This window comes from Vibrio sp. 10N.237.312.B06, assembly GCF_041464685.1.
GTDB classification, from domain to species: domain Bacteria; phylum Pseudomonadota; class Gammaproteobacteria; order Enterobacterales; family Vibrionaceae; genus Vibrio; species Vibrio tasmaniensis_A.
Window position 1 is genome coordinate 1 of sequence record NZ_JBFSPI010000055.1, and the last position, 16,220, is coordinate 16,220.

At 44.5% G+C, this 16,220-nt stretch carries 13 protein-coding genes, 1 tRNA gene and 2 rRNA genes; 11 read left to right on the top strand and 5 right to left on the bottom strand.

Features of this window, described 5'->3' with window-relative positions:
• From AB6C75_RS15080 to AB6C75_RS15090, 3 genes are all read left to right on the top strand, one after another.
• A 23S ribosomal RNA gene (locus AB6C75_RS15080) occupies positions 1-168 on the top strand; the annotation flags it as partial.
• A gap of 90 nt (positions 169-258) precedes the next feature.
• A 5S ribosomal RNA gene (rrf, locus tag AB6C75_RS15085) occupies positions 259-374 on the top strand.
• A gap of 43 nt (positions 375-417) precedes the next feature.
• Positions 418-494 (top strand) — tRNA-Asp (locus AB6C75_RS15090).
• Positions 495-1,377: 883 nt separating this feature from the next.
• On the opposite strand, the gene AB6C75_RS15095 is transcribed toward AB6C75_RS15090, so the two are convergent.
• Genes AB6C75_RS15095 through hemC form a run of 4 tightly spaced genes read right to left on the bottom strand, consistent with a single transcriptional unit; the run spans position 1,378 to position 5,473 of the window.
• The gene (locus AB6C75_RS15095) at positions 1,378-2,559 is read right to left on the bottom strand and encodes a heme biosynthesis protein HemY (protein ID WP_372108077.1); all 1,182 of its coding nucleotides are present in this window, start codon (positions 2,557-2,559) and stop codon (positions 1,378-1,380) included.
• A complete protein-coding gene (locus AB6C75_RS15100) occupies positions 2,559-3,785 on the bottom strand; it encodes a uroporphyrinogen-III C-methyltransferase (protein ID WP_372108078.1) in 1,227 nt (408 codons plus the stop codon). The genes AB6C75_RS15095 and AB6C75_RS15100 overlap by 1 nt, the downstream gene beginning before the upstream one ends.
• Before the next feature lie 18 nt (positions 3,786-3,803).
• A complete protein-coding gene (locus tag AB6C75_RS15105; protein ID WP_372108079.1) occupies positions 3,804-4,532 on the bottom strand; it encodes a uroporphyrinogen-III synthase in 729 nt (242 codons plus the stop codon).
• 2 nt (positions 4,533-4,534) lie between these two features.
• Positions 4,535-5,473: a hydroxymethylbilane synthase gene (hemC, locus tag AB6C75_RS15110; RefSeq protein WP_009848205.1), complete on the bottom strand. Its 939-nt coding sequence runs from the start codon at positions 5,471-5,473 to the stop codon at positions 4,535-4,537.
• A gap of 344 nt (positions 5,474-5,817) precedes the next feature.
• Here hemC and AB6C75_RS15115 point away from each other — a divergent pair, with 344 nt between their 5' ends.
• Positions 5,818-8,346 carry a class I adenylate cyclase gene (locus AB6C75_RS15115; RefSeq protein ID WP_009848206.1) on the top strand — a complete coding sequence of 843 codons (2,529 nt, stop codon included), beginning with the start codon at positions 5,818-5,820 and terminating at the stop codon, positions 8,344-8,346.
• Between the two features lie 71 nt (positions 8,347-8,417).
• Here the strand turns inward: AB6C75_RS15115 and cyaY are convergent, their stop codons facing one another.
• Complete coding sequence (gene cyaY / locus AB6C75_RS15120) at positions 8,418-8,732, bottom strand: iron donor protein CyaY (RefSeq protein WP_009848207.1); 315 nt, start codon at positions 8,730-8,732, stop codon at positions 8,418-8,420.
• 75 nt (positions 8,733-8,807) lie between these two features.
• Here cyaY and lptM point away from each other — a divergent pair, with 75 nt between their 5' ends.
• From lptM to AB6C75_RS15155, 7 genes are all read left to right on the top strand, one after another.
• Positions 8,808-8,924 carry a lipoprotein gene (gene lptM / locus AB6C75_RS23600; RefSeq protein ID WP_407829960.1) on the top strand — a complete coding sequence of 39 codons (117 nt, stop codon included), beginning with the start codon at positions 8,808-8,810 and terminating at the stop codon, positions 8,922-8,924.
• A 41-nt stretch (positions 8,925-8,965) separates the two neighbouring features.
• Positions 8,966-10,219, top strand: coding sequence for a diaminopimelate decarboxylase (gene lysA, locus AB6C75_RS15130; RefSeq protein ID WP_372108080.1), 1,254 nt, complete (start codon positions 8,966-8,968; stop codon positions 10,217-10,219).
• A gap of 11 nt (positions 10,220-10,230) precedes the next feature.
• Complete coding sequence (gene dapF / locus AB6C75_RS15135; RefSeq protein WP_009848210.1) at positions 10,231-11,061, top strand: diaminopimelate epimerase; 831 nt, start codon at positions 10,231-10,233, stop codon at positions 11,059-11,061.
• A gap of 43 nt (positions 11,062-11,104) precedes the next feature.
• The gene (locus AB6C75_RS15140) at positions 11,105-11,803 is read left to right on the top strand and encodes a DUF484 family protein (protein ID WP_012605049.1); all 699 of its coding nucleotides are present in this window, start codon (positions 11,105-11,107) and stop codon (positions 11,801-11,803) included.
• Positions 11,772-12,704 carry a tyrosine recombinase XerC gene (gene xerC, locus AB6C75_RS15145; protein ID WP_065679908.1) on the top strand — a complete coding sequence of 311 codons (933 nt, stop codon included), beginning with the start codon at positions 11,772-11,774 and terminating at the stop codon, positions 12,702-12,704. The genes AB6C75_RS15140 and xerC overlap by 32 nt, the downstream gene beginning before the upstream one ends.
• 15 nt (positions 12,705-12,719) lie before the next feature.
• Positions 12,720-13,436: a 5-amino-6-(5-phospho-D-ribitylamino)uracil phosphatase YigB gene (gene yigB / locus AB6C75_RS15150; RefSeq protein ID WP_371728364.1), complete on the top strand. Its 717-nt coding sequence runs from the start codon at positions 12,720-12,722 to the stop codon at positions 13,434-13,436.
• A gap of 165 nt (positions 13,437-13,601) precedes the next feature.
• Positions 13,602-16,100: an EAL domain-containing protein gene (locus AB6C75_RS15155; protein ID WP_065679907.1), complete on the top strand. Its 2,499-nt coding sequence runs from the start codon at positions 13,602-13,604 to the stop codon at positions 16,098-16,100.
• Positions 16,101-16,220 lie beyond the last annotated feature (120 nt).

The following is a 16,220-nucleotide window of genomic DNA, read 5'->3' on the forward strand; positions in this document are numbered from 1 at the left end:
GATAACCGCTGAAAGCATCTAAGCGGGAAGCGAGCCTTGAGATGAGTTTTCCCTGACGCTATAAGCGTCCTAAAGGGTTGTCGTAGACTACGACGTTGATAGGCAGGGTGTGTAAGTGCTGCGAGGCATTGAGCTAACCTGTACTAATTGCCCGTGAGGCTTAACCATACAACACCCAAGGGGTTTTGTGGACTCAGATATACCAGACCTTGAATGAGTTTGATGAGAATTTAACAGCTTTCCGAATTTTAAAATTTGCTTGGCGACCATAGCATTGTGGACCCACCTGATTCCATGCCGAACTCAGAAGTGAAACACAATAGCGCCGATGGTAGTGTGGGGCTTCCCCATGTGAGAGTAGGACATCGCCAGGCTTTAAATTTGAACACTTGTCAGCGACGACAAGTATTCCACTGCGGAGTGGTAGTTCAGTTGGTTAGAATACCGGCCTGTCACGCCGGGGGTCGCGGGTTCGAGTCCCGTCCACTCCGCCACTTATTAGAAAAGCCCTGCTAGAAATAGCAGGGCTTTTTTATATTTGAAGAAAAGAGTTTTGCTTGTAGATTGTATGAGTGCTGTAAAGGCATCGAGACCCTACACTTCACGCTATTCCGGCACATATTAGAAAGCCTAGTCTGACGACTAGGCTTTCGTCGTTTCCGGCATATGAATCTTATTATTCAACTTCGAGTTTTGTAGAAGCGTTGTCCGTTGAGCTCGAGCTCTGATATTCCAACACTTATTATAAAAGTCCTGCTCTTTCTAGAAGCGCTTGATTACGTTAGTTGATATTTGTGGCTATCGATTCAATGGTTAACCTTTAGAGAATGTCTTAGTGAGGTTTACTTCTTACTAATTTTAACTGGTTGATAAAGATGTCTCGTCTCTAGTCACAAGGTTTTGCTGGTTCGGCAACTCTTGCTATATCTCTACTGCTTAATAGATGAACCTATTAAGCAGTTGCGTGAAACCCCGGCTTTAGCGTTTTATAGTTGGAATATTGATGGCCATTTAATTGCTAATTCAGCGTGATTTAACGTGGCTTTCGGTCTGTTGGTGAATATCTTTAAATGTGTTCTCTCAAAGTGAGCTCCTTTTACTCTTCAGCTTACAGGCGTCATACCTCTCGAGCCTCTTCTAAGAGCTTGTATATAAAAATCGTAAAACTACATATAGACACAATTAGTGTCGTTCTCCGTTTGTTTGGGAGGCTTTATTACGCTATTTCATAGTTACTTTTGTGCACTAGGTTTGGTGGCGTTGGACGGGTAGGGTTCGATGAGTTTGGTTTATAGGTGTTGTAGAAGTTATCTAGGGGCAAATAACAGATACAAAAAAGCCGATGCTAGACATCGGCTTAGTTTGAGTCGTTTTGAATTACGCTGGTTGAACGAGAGCGAGTGCTTTACGAGAAACCTCGTGAGCTGCTTTCGTTAAGTTTTGCTTCTCTAGGGCATCAGATAGGTATCCGTAATCTGAAACATTTGAGCGAAGTGCTAGTGCTTTTTCAAAGTGACTTTGTGCTTCTGCCCACTTCTGTTCTCTTAGGTAGAATTGAGCCAATGCGCTGTGTGCTTCGGCATTGCCACCATCTTTACTGATAGCACGCTCTAGCATCACAACTACTGGGTGGTGATCGGCAAGATTTAGCTCAGGAAGCAACATATAGAGCTCATTTGAACCACTCTTCGCAATGTTTTCTTTAATCACTGTGAAGGCTTCTGAATCAGCTTTACGAGCGATCAGTTGCTTCACAAAACAAGAAACAAGGTGAGAGCTTTGTTTTTGCTTTCTTGAAAGCTTATTCCAATGACTGATTAAACCTTCGCTACCTTGCTGCTGTGCCACATCGTGAAGCAAACCACATTGAGCTTTCTGTTCCAGCTCAACTTGTTCATCAGGTGTAAGAAGCTTGTTCTTAGCCAGCTTAGGCGTTAGCTTTAACAGTGGCTGCCACAGCTTAAGCTGCATGTAAGTGGCTTTTAGCAGGCCAAGTACGGCGGTGTTATTCGGGTACGAACCTTTCAATGTTGAAAGTGTATCGAATGCGGCTTCGTAGTTCGACTCACTGAACTGTTGTTTTGCTTTCGTTAGCTCAACGGCCAATAGAGAGTCCTCTTGTTGGCTAGCAAGCTCAATGTACTTATCACGCTCACTTGTATTGCCTTGTTCGTGAGCAGCTTGAGAAGCGACTAAATAACAAAGTAGCGGCATGTCGTGGTGGTTAGCCCAACGAGTTACCTTCTTCTCTGCGCCTTTCCAGTCACCTTCAAGAAGCTTGATGATGCCTTCATTGGTATAACGACGAGAGCGCTTTAGTTTACGAACACTGAACCAGTTCCAAGTTGTCGAGCTTGCGTACATAAGCTTTTTAAATAGGTACTCTAAGCCGAATAGAGCCGCTAGAAGAGCAATGACAAAGATAACCAGTGTTGTCACGCTCATCTCAATGGTCTTATTCGCAATTGAGATCAGAACGTAGCCTTGTTGACCAGAGAACTGAGTACCAACAATTAACCCAGCACCTAGAACGAGAAAAAGAAAAATCCAACGAATCATTATTTTTCCTCCGCGGTCATAACGGTTACTTCACGACGTAGGCGCTCACGTATCACGTCTGATAACTCATTTTGAGACTCAAGTTTCACAGGATATTTCACAGAAATATTCTGCTCGCTCAGCTGCTTAATTGCCTTCTCAAACTCAATCACTGAGTTGTTGTCTTGGTTTAGGTACGACTTCGACCATTCGTTAGCTGTTTGTAGTGCTGCACTGTAGACATCACCTTGTTCTTTGTAGACAGCGCGAATTGCGGTCTCTAGTTTGCCCTTGATATTCTCACGCAGGTAAAAGTGTTGCTCAGGAGAGAGTAGAGGAATAACTTCACCATCACGACTGCGGAATGTGATGAAGTTTTCTGAAAAATCTTTCATCGACGTCATCAGGTTGTTCTGCCAATCATTGATATCTTGCGATACGGCTTTTTTCTCAACAACCGCAGCTTCTGGAAGAATCGCATTGGCAAGCGGCAGCGTATCGACTTGTTGTTGTAGGCTTGTGATGCGTAGAACTAAGCCATCACGGTCGATAAGAGGAATAGTGCGAAGCTTAGTAATGTCATTGGTCATTGATTGACGAAGAGAGACCAAGCTTGGGTCATTCAGTGCGGCGATACGTTGATCGGCGCTTTCCATTAGTTTGGTTGCACTAACGGCATCATGCTCTAGGAACAGTTTACGTCCTGCTAGTTTCACAAGGTAATCAGCTTCAGCAAGCAACCAGTCATTTGGACGGCGACCTTTAACATCAGCAACCGCTAGCTGTAGGCTTTGAATGCTCTTCTGTTGCTGAGATTGCACGACTTGAGTTTTCTCCACCGCATGTGATGCTTCTTGGATTGTCTCTTGCTTGATGGTTTGTAGGTCTTTATTTACTGCAGATTGAGTATTTTGCAGTTGTGCTTGAAGAGCAGCGATTTGAGCCGAGTACTCAGCGCTCTTTTTCTGCATTTGAAACGCGATGCCGCCGCTGAAAATAATAGAAATAGCGATCGCAATAGCGCCTAGTTTGACACCGCGCTTACCTTGCTTTTCCGCTTTCTCTATTTGCTCTTTATGTTTAGCTTGAGGCTGTTCATTTTGAGCAGTATTTGACGTAGAGGCATCAAGTTTTTGTTCAGGCTGTTTTGTCTCTGTAGAGTCAGCTTTTTCGTTTTCAACAACTACTGGCTGAGTGTCTTGTTTCTTTTCAGGTTCAATATGCTCATTATTTTTTTTGCTTGTCATGCTTATTTCCTGTTCTAGCTAGGGCCGGAGAGCAGCCAGTAATATTTGGTTCGTAGCACTGTGAGTATTGGTCACGTTTGAGAAGCCGAGTTGTTGTGCTCGTTCTACAATGCGCTGGCTTGGGACAAATAGATGTCTTGTTGAAAGCCAAGCCAAATACTCATCAGGGGTAATTGAGCAGAGATACTCCAATTGTTCCTGACTAGTGATGACAACTTTGGACGTTTTTTTGTTTATCCATGTTTGATAGGTATTGTGGTCGCTAATAGGAATATATTCTCTACGGTAGGTCTCACAATAAGAGACTTGTGCACCTCGATTGAGTAGATAATCTCTAATGAGCTCACGCCCACCATTACCACGTAGTATCAAAATGGACTTATTTTCTACGCCATTAAGTTCAGTAAGTTTAAGAAGATGTTCACTATCACTCACTTGAGGATAGTTTACTTTTTGTTTACAGACTTTGCTTAAAACGTGCGCAGTTTTTTGACCAACACCAAGATAAAGCGGCGAAGTTGGCCAAATAGATGAAGTTTTCGAAAGGATGTTTTGGGCAGCGGTCACGGCGTGGTGACTGACTGCAATAATGATATCGCTGTTATTAAGCTGGGTGCTTAAATCCGATGAGTGTGGATTATCAACGATACGAATAAGCGGATGATGGATTGCTTGAATCCCTTCATCCGCTAGTTGTTGGCAAAGCGATTGTCCCTCTGAACCGGGACGAGTCACCAACACTGTCATGATTATTCTTGATCAGCGTAGAGCTTGGTTAAGATTTCTCTCGCGCCATCATCCAGCAATTGATTTGCCAGAGTAACGCCAAGTGCTTCTGCATCTTTGCGAAGGCCAGAGATCTCACCACGAACCATTTTAGAACCATCTGGTTCGCCTACTAATGCACGTAGCCAGATATTATCGCCATCTAATAATGAATAGCTACCGATAGGAACCTGACAACCACCTTCTAGAGTTAGGTTCATTGCACGTTCGCATAGCACACGATCGGCTGTGTCTTTGTGGTTCAGTGGCTCAAGAAGCTTGATTAGACGTTCATCATCTAGACGACACTCAATACCAACAGCGCCTTGCCCTACAGCAGGTAGAGACTGTTCAGGTTCGATAAAGCTACGGATACGCTCTTCTAGCTCTAATCGCTTAAGGCCAGCTGCCGCCAGCACGATAGCATCGTATTGACCATCATCGAGTTTACCTAGACGAGTCCCCACATTGCCACGCAGTTCTTTGATGATGAGATCTGGGCGGTATTCTAGCAACTGACATTGACGACGCAGGCTGCAGGTACCTACGACAGCACCTTGTGGTAACTCATCGATGTTGTTGTAAGTATTTGATACGAAAGCATCACGAGGATCTTCGCGCTCACAAATCGTTACTAGACCTAGACCTTCAGGGAAGTCGACTGGTACGTCTTTCATTGAGTGAACCGCTAGGTCAGCACGACCTTCTAGCATTGCTACTTCAAGTTCTTTAACGAATAGCCCTTTACCGCCTACTTTAGCAAGTGGCGTGTCTAGGATGATGTCACCTTTGGTCACCATAGTTACCAACTCAACCTCTAAACCAGGGTGAGCAGCTTGCAGTGCATCCCTTACAAAGTATGCCTGCCAAAGGGCAAGAGGGCTTTTTCTGGTCGCGATACGGATTGGTGCTGAATTTGTCATGGTGTTTCCGATATAGGTTCTGTAATAGGCTAATCCTACCATTGTGAGGCGAAAATTCTTACTGTTTGATCATTCGATACTTTGATAGCAGAGGGAATTTCATGAGTTCACCAAAATAGTGTGATTGGTATCTCATTTGAAACATGGGCTATTATTAGAAATAGTCAATAAAGAGGACACTACGGCGCCGCGAGTTTTACTTTCAGTCATCAAGGGATTCGTAAGTATGACGGCGTCCTTTGCTTTACCGATAAGGGTAAAAGTGTTAAATTGATCACGTTTTGTTGCTGCTTTCGTTCAGTAACTAAACAGAAGTACACTTAATCTCAAACCAAGGACTTACCTTGCAGGCTTACACTCAAACTTTGATTCAACGATTAGACAATCTAAATCAGCAGCGCATTGATCGTGCGTTGGCGTTGATGAATGTGCAGGGCCAGCGAGTTTTTAACCTTATCCCCGCGCTGCTTCACTTCAATCACCCGATGATGCCTGGTTATTATGACCAACAAGTTCCTTTTGGAATTCGTAGCTTCACGCTCAATGAATTCCAAAAGCAATTTGTCTCTGATACTGAATTAACTCTGGGCGGAAAACTTACCGAGGCCGCTGAACCAGCAATCTTGGGTTTGTACACCATGGGTAGTACTTCGTCTATTGGTCAAAGTACCTCAAGTGATCTTGATATCTGGGTGTGTGTATCTCCAGATATGGATGGCGCATCTCGCGATAGCCTGACCAATAAATGCCTGCTTATTACTGATTGGGCTGAAACCTTAGGGGTTGAAGCGAACTTCTTTTTGATGGATGAAGAGCGTTTCCGCTCGAATCATTCTGAAGAGATGACCGGTGATAACTGTGGTTCTTCACAGCACTTACTACTGCTTGATGAGTTCTACCGCTCAGCCGTTCGTTTGGCTGGCCAGCGTTTGTTGTGGCAAATCATCCCGCCAGAAATGGAGGAGTGCTACGACGAGTATGTCCAAGGTTTATGTAACGATGGTTATCTTGATTGCTCGCAGTGGATCGATTTCGGCAAGCTGAACAGTATTCCTGCTGAAGAGTACTTTGGTTCAAACCTATGGCAGCTCTATAAGAGTATCGACTCACCGTATAAATCGGTGTTGAAGGCGATCCTGTTAGAAGCTTATTCATGGGAATACCCAAACACCCAGCTTCTTAGTATTGACACCAAGCGTCGTTTCTTCGCAGATGAACCTGATCTGTATGGCATGGATAGCTACTATCTGATGCTTGAAAAGGTCACTCGCTACCTAGAACGTATCAACGACCATACTCGATTGGATTTGGTGAGACGCTGCTTCTATCTTAAAACCCACGAGAAGTTGTCACGAGATGCGGGTATTGGTTCTGTCGCATGGCGTCGTGAAGCCTTAACCGAGATGACTAAATCTTGGAACTGGGGACATGAAACCATTGCTGAGCTCGACAATCGCCGTAACTGGAAGGTTGAGCAGGTTAAAGTGGTACACCATGCGCTGCTTGATGCCTTGATGCTGAGCTATCGTAATCTGATTCAATTTGCACGTCGCAACGACATCACTTCAGCTATCAGCCCGCAAGATATCAGTATCTTGGCACGTAAGCTTTATGCTGCGTTTGAGGTGTTACCAGGCAAAGTGACGCTACTGAATCCACAAATATCCCCGGATCTCCATGAGCCAGATTTGAGCTTTATCGAAGTTCGTCAGGGTCAGTCAAATAAAGCAGGTTGGTACTTGTACAAACAGCCTTTGATTGCACATCGCATTCTCGGTCAGCCTTCACTTGAACACCATGAGTACTTGAGTAAATTGGTTGCTTGGTCGTTCTTTAATGGCCTAATTACAGAGTCGACGCGTTTGCACTCTGTGGTTCGAGATGCTCATATTGATATCGATAAATTTTATCAAATGGTGAGCGATCTACGTAATACCTTCTCTTTGCGTAAGCGTCGTCCGAGTATGCAGGCACTGGCGAGCCCGTGTGAGATAAGCCAACTGGCGATGTTCATCAACTTTGAAAATGACCCGACGTCTGAATTAAGTGGTCGCGCATTAAAAGTGGATCTTAAGAATGCCGATATTTTCAGTTTTGGTGAAGAAGGTAAGAGCTTAGTCGGTAGTGTTGATCTGGTTTATCGGAACTCTTGGCATGAAGTTCGTACACTTCATTTCCAAGGCGAAACCGCGATGTTGGACGCGCTGAAGACGGTACTGGGTAAAATGCACCAGGATGCGTTGCCGCCAGAGTCGGTCGATGTGTTCTGTTACAGCAAAAACCTACGCGGTGTGATGCGTAATATGGTGTATCAACTGCTTGCCGAGTGTATCGACTTGCGATTAAAACCGATTGAGCCAGAGAAACGCCGCCGATTTAAGGCTATTCGCCTGGCAAACAAAATGTTTGGTCTGTTCTTTGAACGTCGTGGTGTATCGGTACAGATGTTGGAAAACTCGGTCGATTTCTATCGTAGTATCTCGACGAATAAGCTGAAGGGCTCACCTTTACTGATGCTCGATAAAGAGCAAGAGTATCAGCTACCAGAAGTGGTTGATGGTTTTGCGAGTGAAGGTTTAATTCAATTTTTCTTTGAGGATACCGACAAAGGTTTCAATATTTATGTATTGGACGAGTCGAATCAGGTTGAGGTGTATCACCAGTACAGCGGTGAAAAAGATGAGATGATCGCAAGCGTGAATTCTTTCTACACTTCAGTAAAAGATGAGTCGAAGGTGTCGTCTAAGTTGATTAACTTTAACCTACCTCAGTACTACCAAATTGTTCACCCTGAAGAAGGTAACTCTTATGTGGTGCCATATCGTAACGATGCGACTTTAGCTTCTCGGAGCTCAAAGATAGTCAATATCTAGTCTTACCAAGACTGATTGATATTAAAAAAGGAGTGATTGATTCACTCCTTTTTAGTTTTGCTTACAAATGATTAGACCCAATTAATCTCTTCATCTGCGTGCTTTTCGCACTCTTCTTTGACCATCTCAAACAACGCCATGCCCGTCTTTGAACATGTCCACTTGTCGTCAACTAGCTTGAAGTGAAAGCCGCCAGATTTAGACGCTAACCAGATCTCACGCATTGGTTCTTGGCGATTGATGATAATTTGGCTGCGGTTTTCAAACTCCAATGTCATTACGTTACCAGTCACTTCATAATCAATATCTGCCTCTGATTCATCGATCGCTTCTTCGATGTTTTGCATCTGTATATCGACCAGCTTATGAAATTCAGTCTCGTTCATCCTTTCTATCCTATTGCTTTTCCTGAGTGTGGTGCGATTATAGGGGGCATTGAGTTAATAATCACGATGTGCAAAATGAAAAAACTAATTACCGCTTTGTTTATGGTGTCCGTTATTGGACTTTCTGGTTGTGGTCAAACGGGTCCTTTGTATGATCCTGATGAAGTTCAACAGACTGAACAATCACAATAAGTGAAAAACGCAGAAATCGTTATTTATAAGGGATAAGAACTTTGGATTACTTCAACTATCAGGAAGATGGCCAGCTTTGGGCTGAGGACGTCGCACTTTCACAACTAGCAGAGCAATATGGTACACCGCTGTATGTATATTCTCGTGCCACATTAGAACGTCACTGGAACGCGTTTGACTCATCGGTAGGTGAGCACCCGCATTTGGTGTGTTACGCCGTTAAAGCTAACTCGAATCTAGGCGTGTTGAATACCTTGGCTCGTTTGGGTTCTGGTTTTGACATCGTTTCTGGTGGTGAGCTAGAGCGTGTGGTTGCTGCTGGTGGCGATCCGGCGAAAGTTGTTTTCTCTGGTGTCGGCAAAACAGCCGCAGAAATGAAGCGAGCGCTTGAGTTGAACATTAAATGTTTCAACGTAGAGTCTGAGCCAGAACTGGAGCGACTGAATAAAGTGGCCGGTGAACTTGGAGTTAAAGCGCCGATTTCACTGAGAATCAACCCTGATGTTGATGCCAATACTCACCCTTATATCTCTACGGGTCTGCGTGATAACAAGTTTGGTATCGCCTTCGATCGTGCTCCTGCTGTTTATGCGTTTGCTAAAACACTCGATAACTTGTCTATCCATGGTATTGATTGCCATATCGGCTCTCAGTTAACGGATATCGAACCTTTCATCGATGCCACTGATCGCTTGCTTGCGTTGATCGACCAACTACGAGCTAACGATATCAACATCAAGCATCTTGATGTTGGCGGTGGTTTGGGGGTGGTTTATCGTGATGAATTACCACCACAGCCTTCTGACTACGCGAAAGCCTTGTTGGCGCGACTAGACAATCATTCTGATCTAGAGCTGATTTTCGAGCCTGGAAGAGCGATTGCGGCTAACGCTGGTGTATTATTAACAAAAGTCGAGTTCCTTAAGCCAACAGAGTATAAGAACTTTGCCATTATCGATGCGGCAATGAACGACCTGATGCGCCCTGCACTTTACCAAGCTTGGCAAGATATTGTTCCAGTTAGCCCACGTCAGGGTGAAGCTGTGACTTACGATTTAGTTGGCCCTATATGTGAAACGGGTGACTTCCTAGGTAAAGATCGTGACCTTGTTCTTGAAGAGGGCGACTTATTGGCTGTTCGTTCAGCAGGTGCTTATGGCTTCGCAATGTCATCCAACTACAACACTCGTTCGCGTGCGGCAGAAGTGATGGTTGATGGCGCTAAAACTCATTTGGTTCGTCAGCGTGAAGAGCTTACGAGTCTGTGGGAACTTGAAAACATTCTTCCGGAGTAATTTTAAGCGTTATGCACTTCCACTTTTCTAAAATGCATGGTTTGGGCAATGATTTCATGGTCGTGGACTGCATTACTCAAAATATTTTCTTTTCTCCAGATTTGATCCGTCGTTTGGCGGATCGTCACACTGGTGTGGGTTTCGACCAGCTACTTGTAGTTGAAGCTCCCTATGATCCTGAAACTGACTTCCATTACCGCATATTTAATGCAGATGGCAGTGAAGTGGAGCAGTGTGGCAATGGTGCACGTTGTTTTGCTCGATTCGTTCGCATGAAAGGCTTAACGAATAAGTACAGCATCAACGTGAGCACTAAGAAAGGGAAAATGGTTCTTAAGATTGAAGACAATGATTTAATCACTGTCAACATGGGTATTCCTGAGTTCGAACCGGGCAAGATTCCATTTAAGGCGAAGCAGCCAGAAAAGACGTATATCCTAAGAACGGATGTACATACCTTGTTCTGTGGTGCTGTTAGCATGGGTAACCCACATGTGGTTACCGTAGTTGATGACGTCGATACAGCAGATGTGGATACCTTAGGTCCGCTGCTTGAATCTCACGAACGTTTTCCTGAGCGTGTTAATGCTGGCTTTATGCAAGTGGTTAACCGTGAAGAGGTTCGCTTGCGCGTCTACGAACGTGGTGCGGGTGAAACTCAGGCGTGTGGCAGTGGCGCATGTGGTGCAGTTGCTGTTGGTATAACACAAGGCTTACTGGCTGAGAATGTGAAGGTTCGTCTACCTGGTGGTGACTTACACATTAGCTGGCAAGGCCCTGGGAAACCTCTGTTGATGACTGGCCCAGCAACGCATGTGTTTGATGGTCAGCTTTCTTGCTAATAACGATATAACAAATAGATTTATAAAAAATAAAGGATAGGTTTTGTCTTACGTTGAAGGCGACACTCTGACTGCAGAGGTGGTTGCGGAATATTTACGTGATAACCCAGATTTCTTTCAAAACAGGAAAGATTTGGTTGATCGCCTAGCTATTAATAATGTTGAGCAGGGCGCTGTTTCTCTGGTTGAGATTCAGCTTAAACGTCAGCGTCATAGAATCGAAGAGCTGGAAGAAGAGATCACTGGCCTGATGTCACTAGCGGCGAATAACGATAAAACTTTCTATGAATTCATGGATCTGCAAACTCAAGTGTTGAAATGCAGTGACTTCATTCAGGTTATCAAGGCTGTTGAACAAAAAGCGTTGGAACTAGGGCTTAAGGCTCATGTACGAGTTCTCTCACAATTAGGTTTTTATCAGCTGAATGAAGAGCGTTACTCTAAATTTTCACTTAACCATTTCAATGGCAAAGATGCTTATCTAGGGCGATTGAGAAAGGCAGACAGACACGATTTGTTTGGTGATTATCCAGTTCCAGAGCTAGGCTCTTATGTAGTGCTACCCCTTGCTAAGCGATCTCCACTGGGTGTACTCGCTTTTTCTAGTGAAGATGGCGGACATTTCCAGCCTCATATGGACACGCTCTTTTTACGCCATTTAGCACTTGTTGTCGCTCATTTGGCGGACACCTTACCTTGGCAGATAAATAATGAGCCTAGAGCCCAAAATACCTCTTCCTAACAGCCTTCAAAAGCCGCTTTCTCGCTTCTATGAATATCTTAGAAGTGAGAAGGGACTCAGCTTACACACCCAACGTAACTACAAACAACAACTTGAAACCATGGCCGCTCATTTAGTCACTCTGGGACTAACGGACTGGGGACAAGTCGATGCGGCGTGGGTAAGACAACTTGCAAGTAAAGGCATGCGCGAAGGAATGAAAGCGAGCAGTATTGCGACTCGTTTATCGTCACTGCGCAGCTTCTTTGATTTCCTTGTCTTGCGTGGCGAAATGACCGCCAATCCTGCTAAAGGGGTTTCAGCACCTCGTAAACAACGTCCTTTGCCTAAAAACCTCGATGTTGATGAAGTCGGTCAGTTGCTTGATGTGAATGAGGACGACCCACTGTCAATTCGTGACCGAGCGATGATGGAAGTGATGTATGGTGCTGGATTACGTTTGGCTGAGCTGGTCGGTATCAATCTTAAAGATGTATTGGGTCGACAAGGCGAAATCCGAGTGATTGGTAAAGGCGACAAAGAACGCAAAGCGCCTTTTTCTGGTTTAGCGAAAGAGTGGGTTGATAAATGGCTCAAAGTTCGTGGTGAACTCGCTTCGCCGGGTGAGCCTGCACTGTTTGTCTCGAAGTTAGGGACTCGTATCTCTCATCGCAGCGTGCAAAAGCGCATGGAAGAGTGGGGCAAGAAGCAATCTGTCGCGAGTCACATCAGCCCGCATAAACTGCGTCACTCCTTTGCAACGCATGTACTGGAGTCGAGCCAAAACCTTCGTGCGGTTCAAGAGTTGCTCGGGCATGAAAACATCTCGACAACCCAAGTGTACACTCACTTAGATTTCCAACATTTAGCACAAGCTTATGACCAAGCTCATCCAAGAGCTCGTAAGAAGAATAAAGATTAGATTAAAGGTTTAACTATGCGAATTTATCGAGGGTTAAAGCCCATCAAAGCCATGACCTTTGATTTGGATGATACCTTGTACGACAACTGGCCTGTGATCATGAAGGTTGAGAAAGAGATGGCGCAGTGGCTTTATCAAAAGCATCCTGTGTCTGCTTCTCTTTCGTTAGAAGAGTGGCAAGGTATCAAACAGCAAGTCGCCTCTGAAAACCCAGCGTTAAAGCATGATGTCACCGTGTGGCGAGAAACACAGATTAAGCGTGGTTTGTTACAACTGGGGTATTCTCAGCAGCAAGCAGAACAAGCGGCTCGTGAAGGCATAGAACACGCCTTGTGGCTGCGAAATCAGGTGGATGTGCCACAAGAAACGCATCGAGTGATGGCTGAGCTGAGCCAACGTATTCCTTTAGTTGCGATTACTAATGGCAATGTCGACCCACATAAAATTGGCTTGGGGCAGTACTTCCAATTAATCCTTAAAGCCGGTCCTGACGGCAGAGCAAAACCCTACCCAGATATGTTTGATAGAGCTCAGCAATACCTAAATTGTGACGCTGAGAATATTCTCCATGTTGGTGACCATCTTAGAACCGATGTCTATGGAGCGAAGACAAATGGTTTCCAAGCATGCTGGTTTAATGATACTGGTTCCAATTTATATGATTTCCCTAAGGCAACAGTGCTGCCTGATGTTGAAATAGAGCAACTTAGTGATCTTATGCGATTAACTTAATGGCCGTAGTAAGCTTAATGTGTCGCATTTATGATATTGAATTGTTACATTAGTCACAATTAAATGCCTGTTTAGGCTAGGATAATTGGCGACTACTTTTGATCGAAATTTTTGATTCATAGTAGTGCGGGTTCTCATTTCACTCGATTTCGAACAAGGGTTGGCATGCAAACATTTACATTTCTCGCAAATACTGAGGAGTTATTTAAGTCTCAATTTGATCAGCGAGAGTGGTGTGACAGCAAACAGTACCTTATTCAAATTTTCTCTGCTCAGTCCTCTGATATCGCTCGTCGAATTGCCAATGCAGCCCTCAATCGCATAGGGCATGCGACGTTAATCGGTCAGAGCGCCCGTTATGTTATCTGTGATAACAGCCTGAAGCATGAATGTACCTTGGTCGTCGTCAGTGAATTTAACGATACCCATTTAACGTCTACAGTTCAGACGTTTACCGGAAACCCAAATCAAGACAGCCAAGATCTCGCTTCTCAATTAAACCTTACAGAAGAAACCAAAACGGTTATCAGCTTGTGCGATCAGGTTGAAGGGCGTGACTATCCTATTTATAGCGCCTTTGAGAGTTTACCTTACGCATTACCAGTTGCTGGTGGGCTGTGCCACGAGAATGAATATGGCCGTTGGGTTATGCATAATGAGCAAACCTACCAACATGCTTGTGTTGCGGTTGCATTGACTAACCCTAGCTTAAAGATTTGGTCGGACGCGTATTCTGAGTGGAATCCTATTGGGATGAAATTGCGAGTGACACACGCAGTTGGAAATCGTTTATATGCGTTGAATGACAAGCCGGCTATCGAGGTGTTCAAACATTACCTTGCTGATGGTAAAGATCTCCCTTTTAGTCAGTTGATGAGCTTCCCCCTGTATCGAGAGCTCGGCAGAAAGAAGTGCATCTCGACGCCTCTACGTATTAATGATGATGGTAGTATTGAGTTTGATAGCCCTTGGCATGTCGGCGAAGAGGCCCAGTTTTGTTATAACCATCCTTCTTTGACCGCAGAAAAAGTGCGTCACGGCGCTGAGATGCTTGCCGTGCATCAGCCTGAATCTGTGATCATCTATAACTGTGTATCTCGACTAGAATTTATCGACAGTAAACTTGAGCTCAAACCATTTGAAGGGATAGTAAACGCGTGTGGTGCATACTGCATGGGCGAACTATATCGCAACGACGATCGCCAAGAGATACTGCATCACAGCCTTACCTATATTGCGATGAGAGAGTCGGACGAGATTAATGAGTTTCGTTGCGAAGATTTCAAGCGAGACTCAACGGTATCGCCACTACTCAACTTAGTCAGAAATGCGGTCGCAGACCTCGACAGTATGAACACTCAGATGGAGAACAAACTCCATCAACAGGCACGTCGCTTAACTGAAAGCTACCGTATTGACTCTCGCACTGGGCTACCCAACCGTATTGTATTAAAAGAACGCCTCAATACGATTTTATTCAATGAACATCTGTTGACGCTGAAGCTGACTAATTTTCATCAAGTTAACGAAAAATACGGTTATCAAGTGGGTGACCAATTACTGCTTGATCTGTCGAATCATTTTGTCGACCGATTGCACCTTAGTGTGGCTAAGGAATCCAAGGTAAAGGTTGAACTGTTCAGTATTGGTGTCGGTGAGTGGGCAATTATCTTTAACGCGAGTGTCGATAGCGTGAAGATAGAGCAACGTTTCGTCGAGTTTGCTGATGGTATTGAGCATATTAATTTTGAGCCATATGGATTAACCGACATAGACTACCTTTCGGTTTCTCTGTGTGGTGGTTTCGCTAGTCGCTGTGATTTCTTAGCTGATAGCGGTGATGAGATCTTGTTGAAAGCGATTGAAGCTCGACGCTACGGGGTGCGGAACAATACTCACATCACTAATGCAAAAAACATTCAGGTGAGTGAGGAAGATCGTAAAGAACAACTAGGCTGGCTGAGCTGTGTAAGCCGCGCAATCTTAGATCAGAACATTATCACCTACTCACAGCCGATTGTGGCGTCTGGTACTCACGAAATGATTGGCCAAGAGTGCTTGGTCAGAATCATGGAGTCGGACGGTACCATTGTACTCCCTGGTAAGTTCTTACCCATTATTGCTGACACGCATCTCTATACTCGCCTTAGCCGGCACATGATTCGAAACACCATTGGCTACATGGCAAATAAGCAGAGTTCTTTTTCAATCAACCTATCCCCACAAGACTTACTGAGCGATAAGACGCTTGAAGTTCTCGAGTCAGCGATTAGTGGTATGAACGACCCCACTCGACTTGGTCTAGAGGTTCTCGAGTCTGAACAGATCAAAGATTATGGCCGCATGATAGAAGTGTGTGATCACTTCCGTGCTCTTGGGGCGAGAATCATTGTTGATGACTTTGGTTCTGGTTATTCCAATATTGATGAGATCATTAAACTTGAGCCGCAGATCATAAAGCTCGACGGTAGCTTGATTCGCAATATCGACAAAGACCCAAAGCAAAGGAATATCGCCTCTCAATTAGTACGCTTGTGTCAGGTGTTTAACGCCAAAACAGTTGCCGAATTTGTCCATAACCAACAGGTTTGTGAAATTGCAGAGCAAATGGGTGTCGATTATCTGCAAGGTTATTACTTTGGTGAGCCTAAGCGACTGTTTTAGTTATTAAAACCCTCAGACCTTAACGTTACTTGCTTTTAAAGTGCTTCACTGGCACTGATGATGGCTCTTTAGTGGAATGAATGATGTCTAACTAGCGTCACATTATTTATAAGACGATTG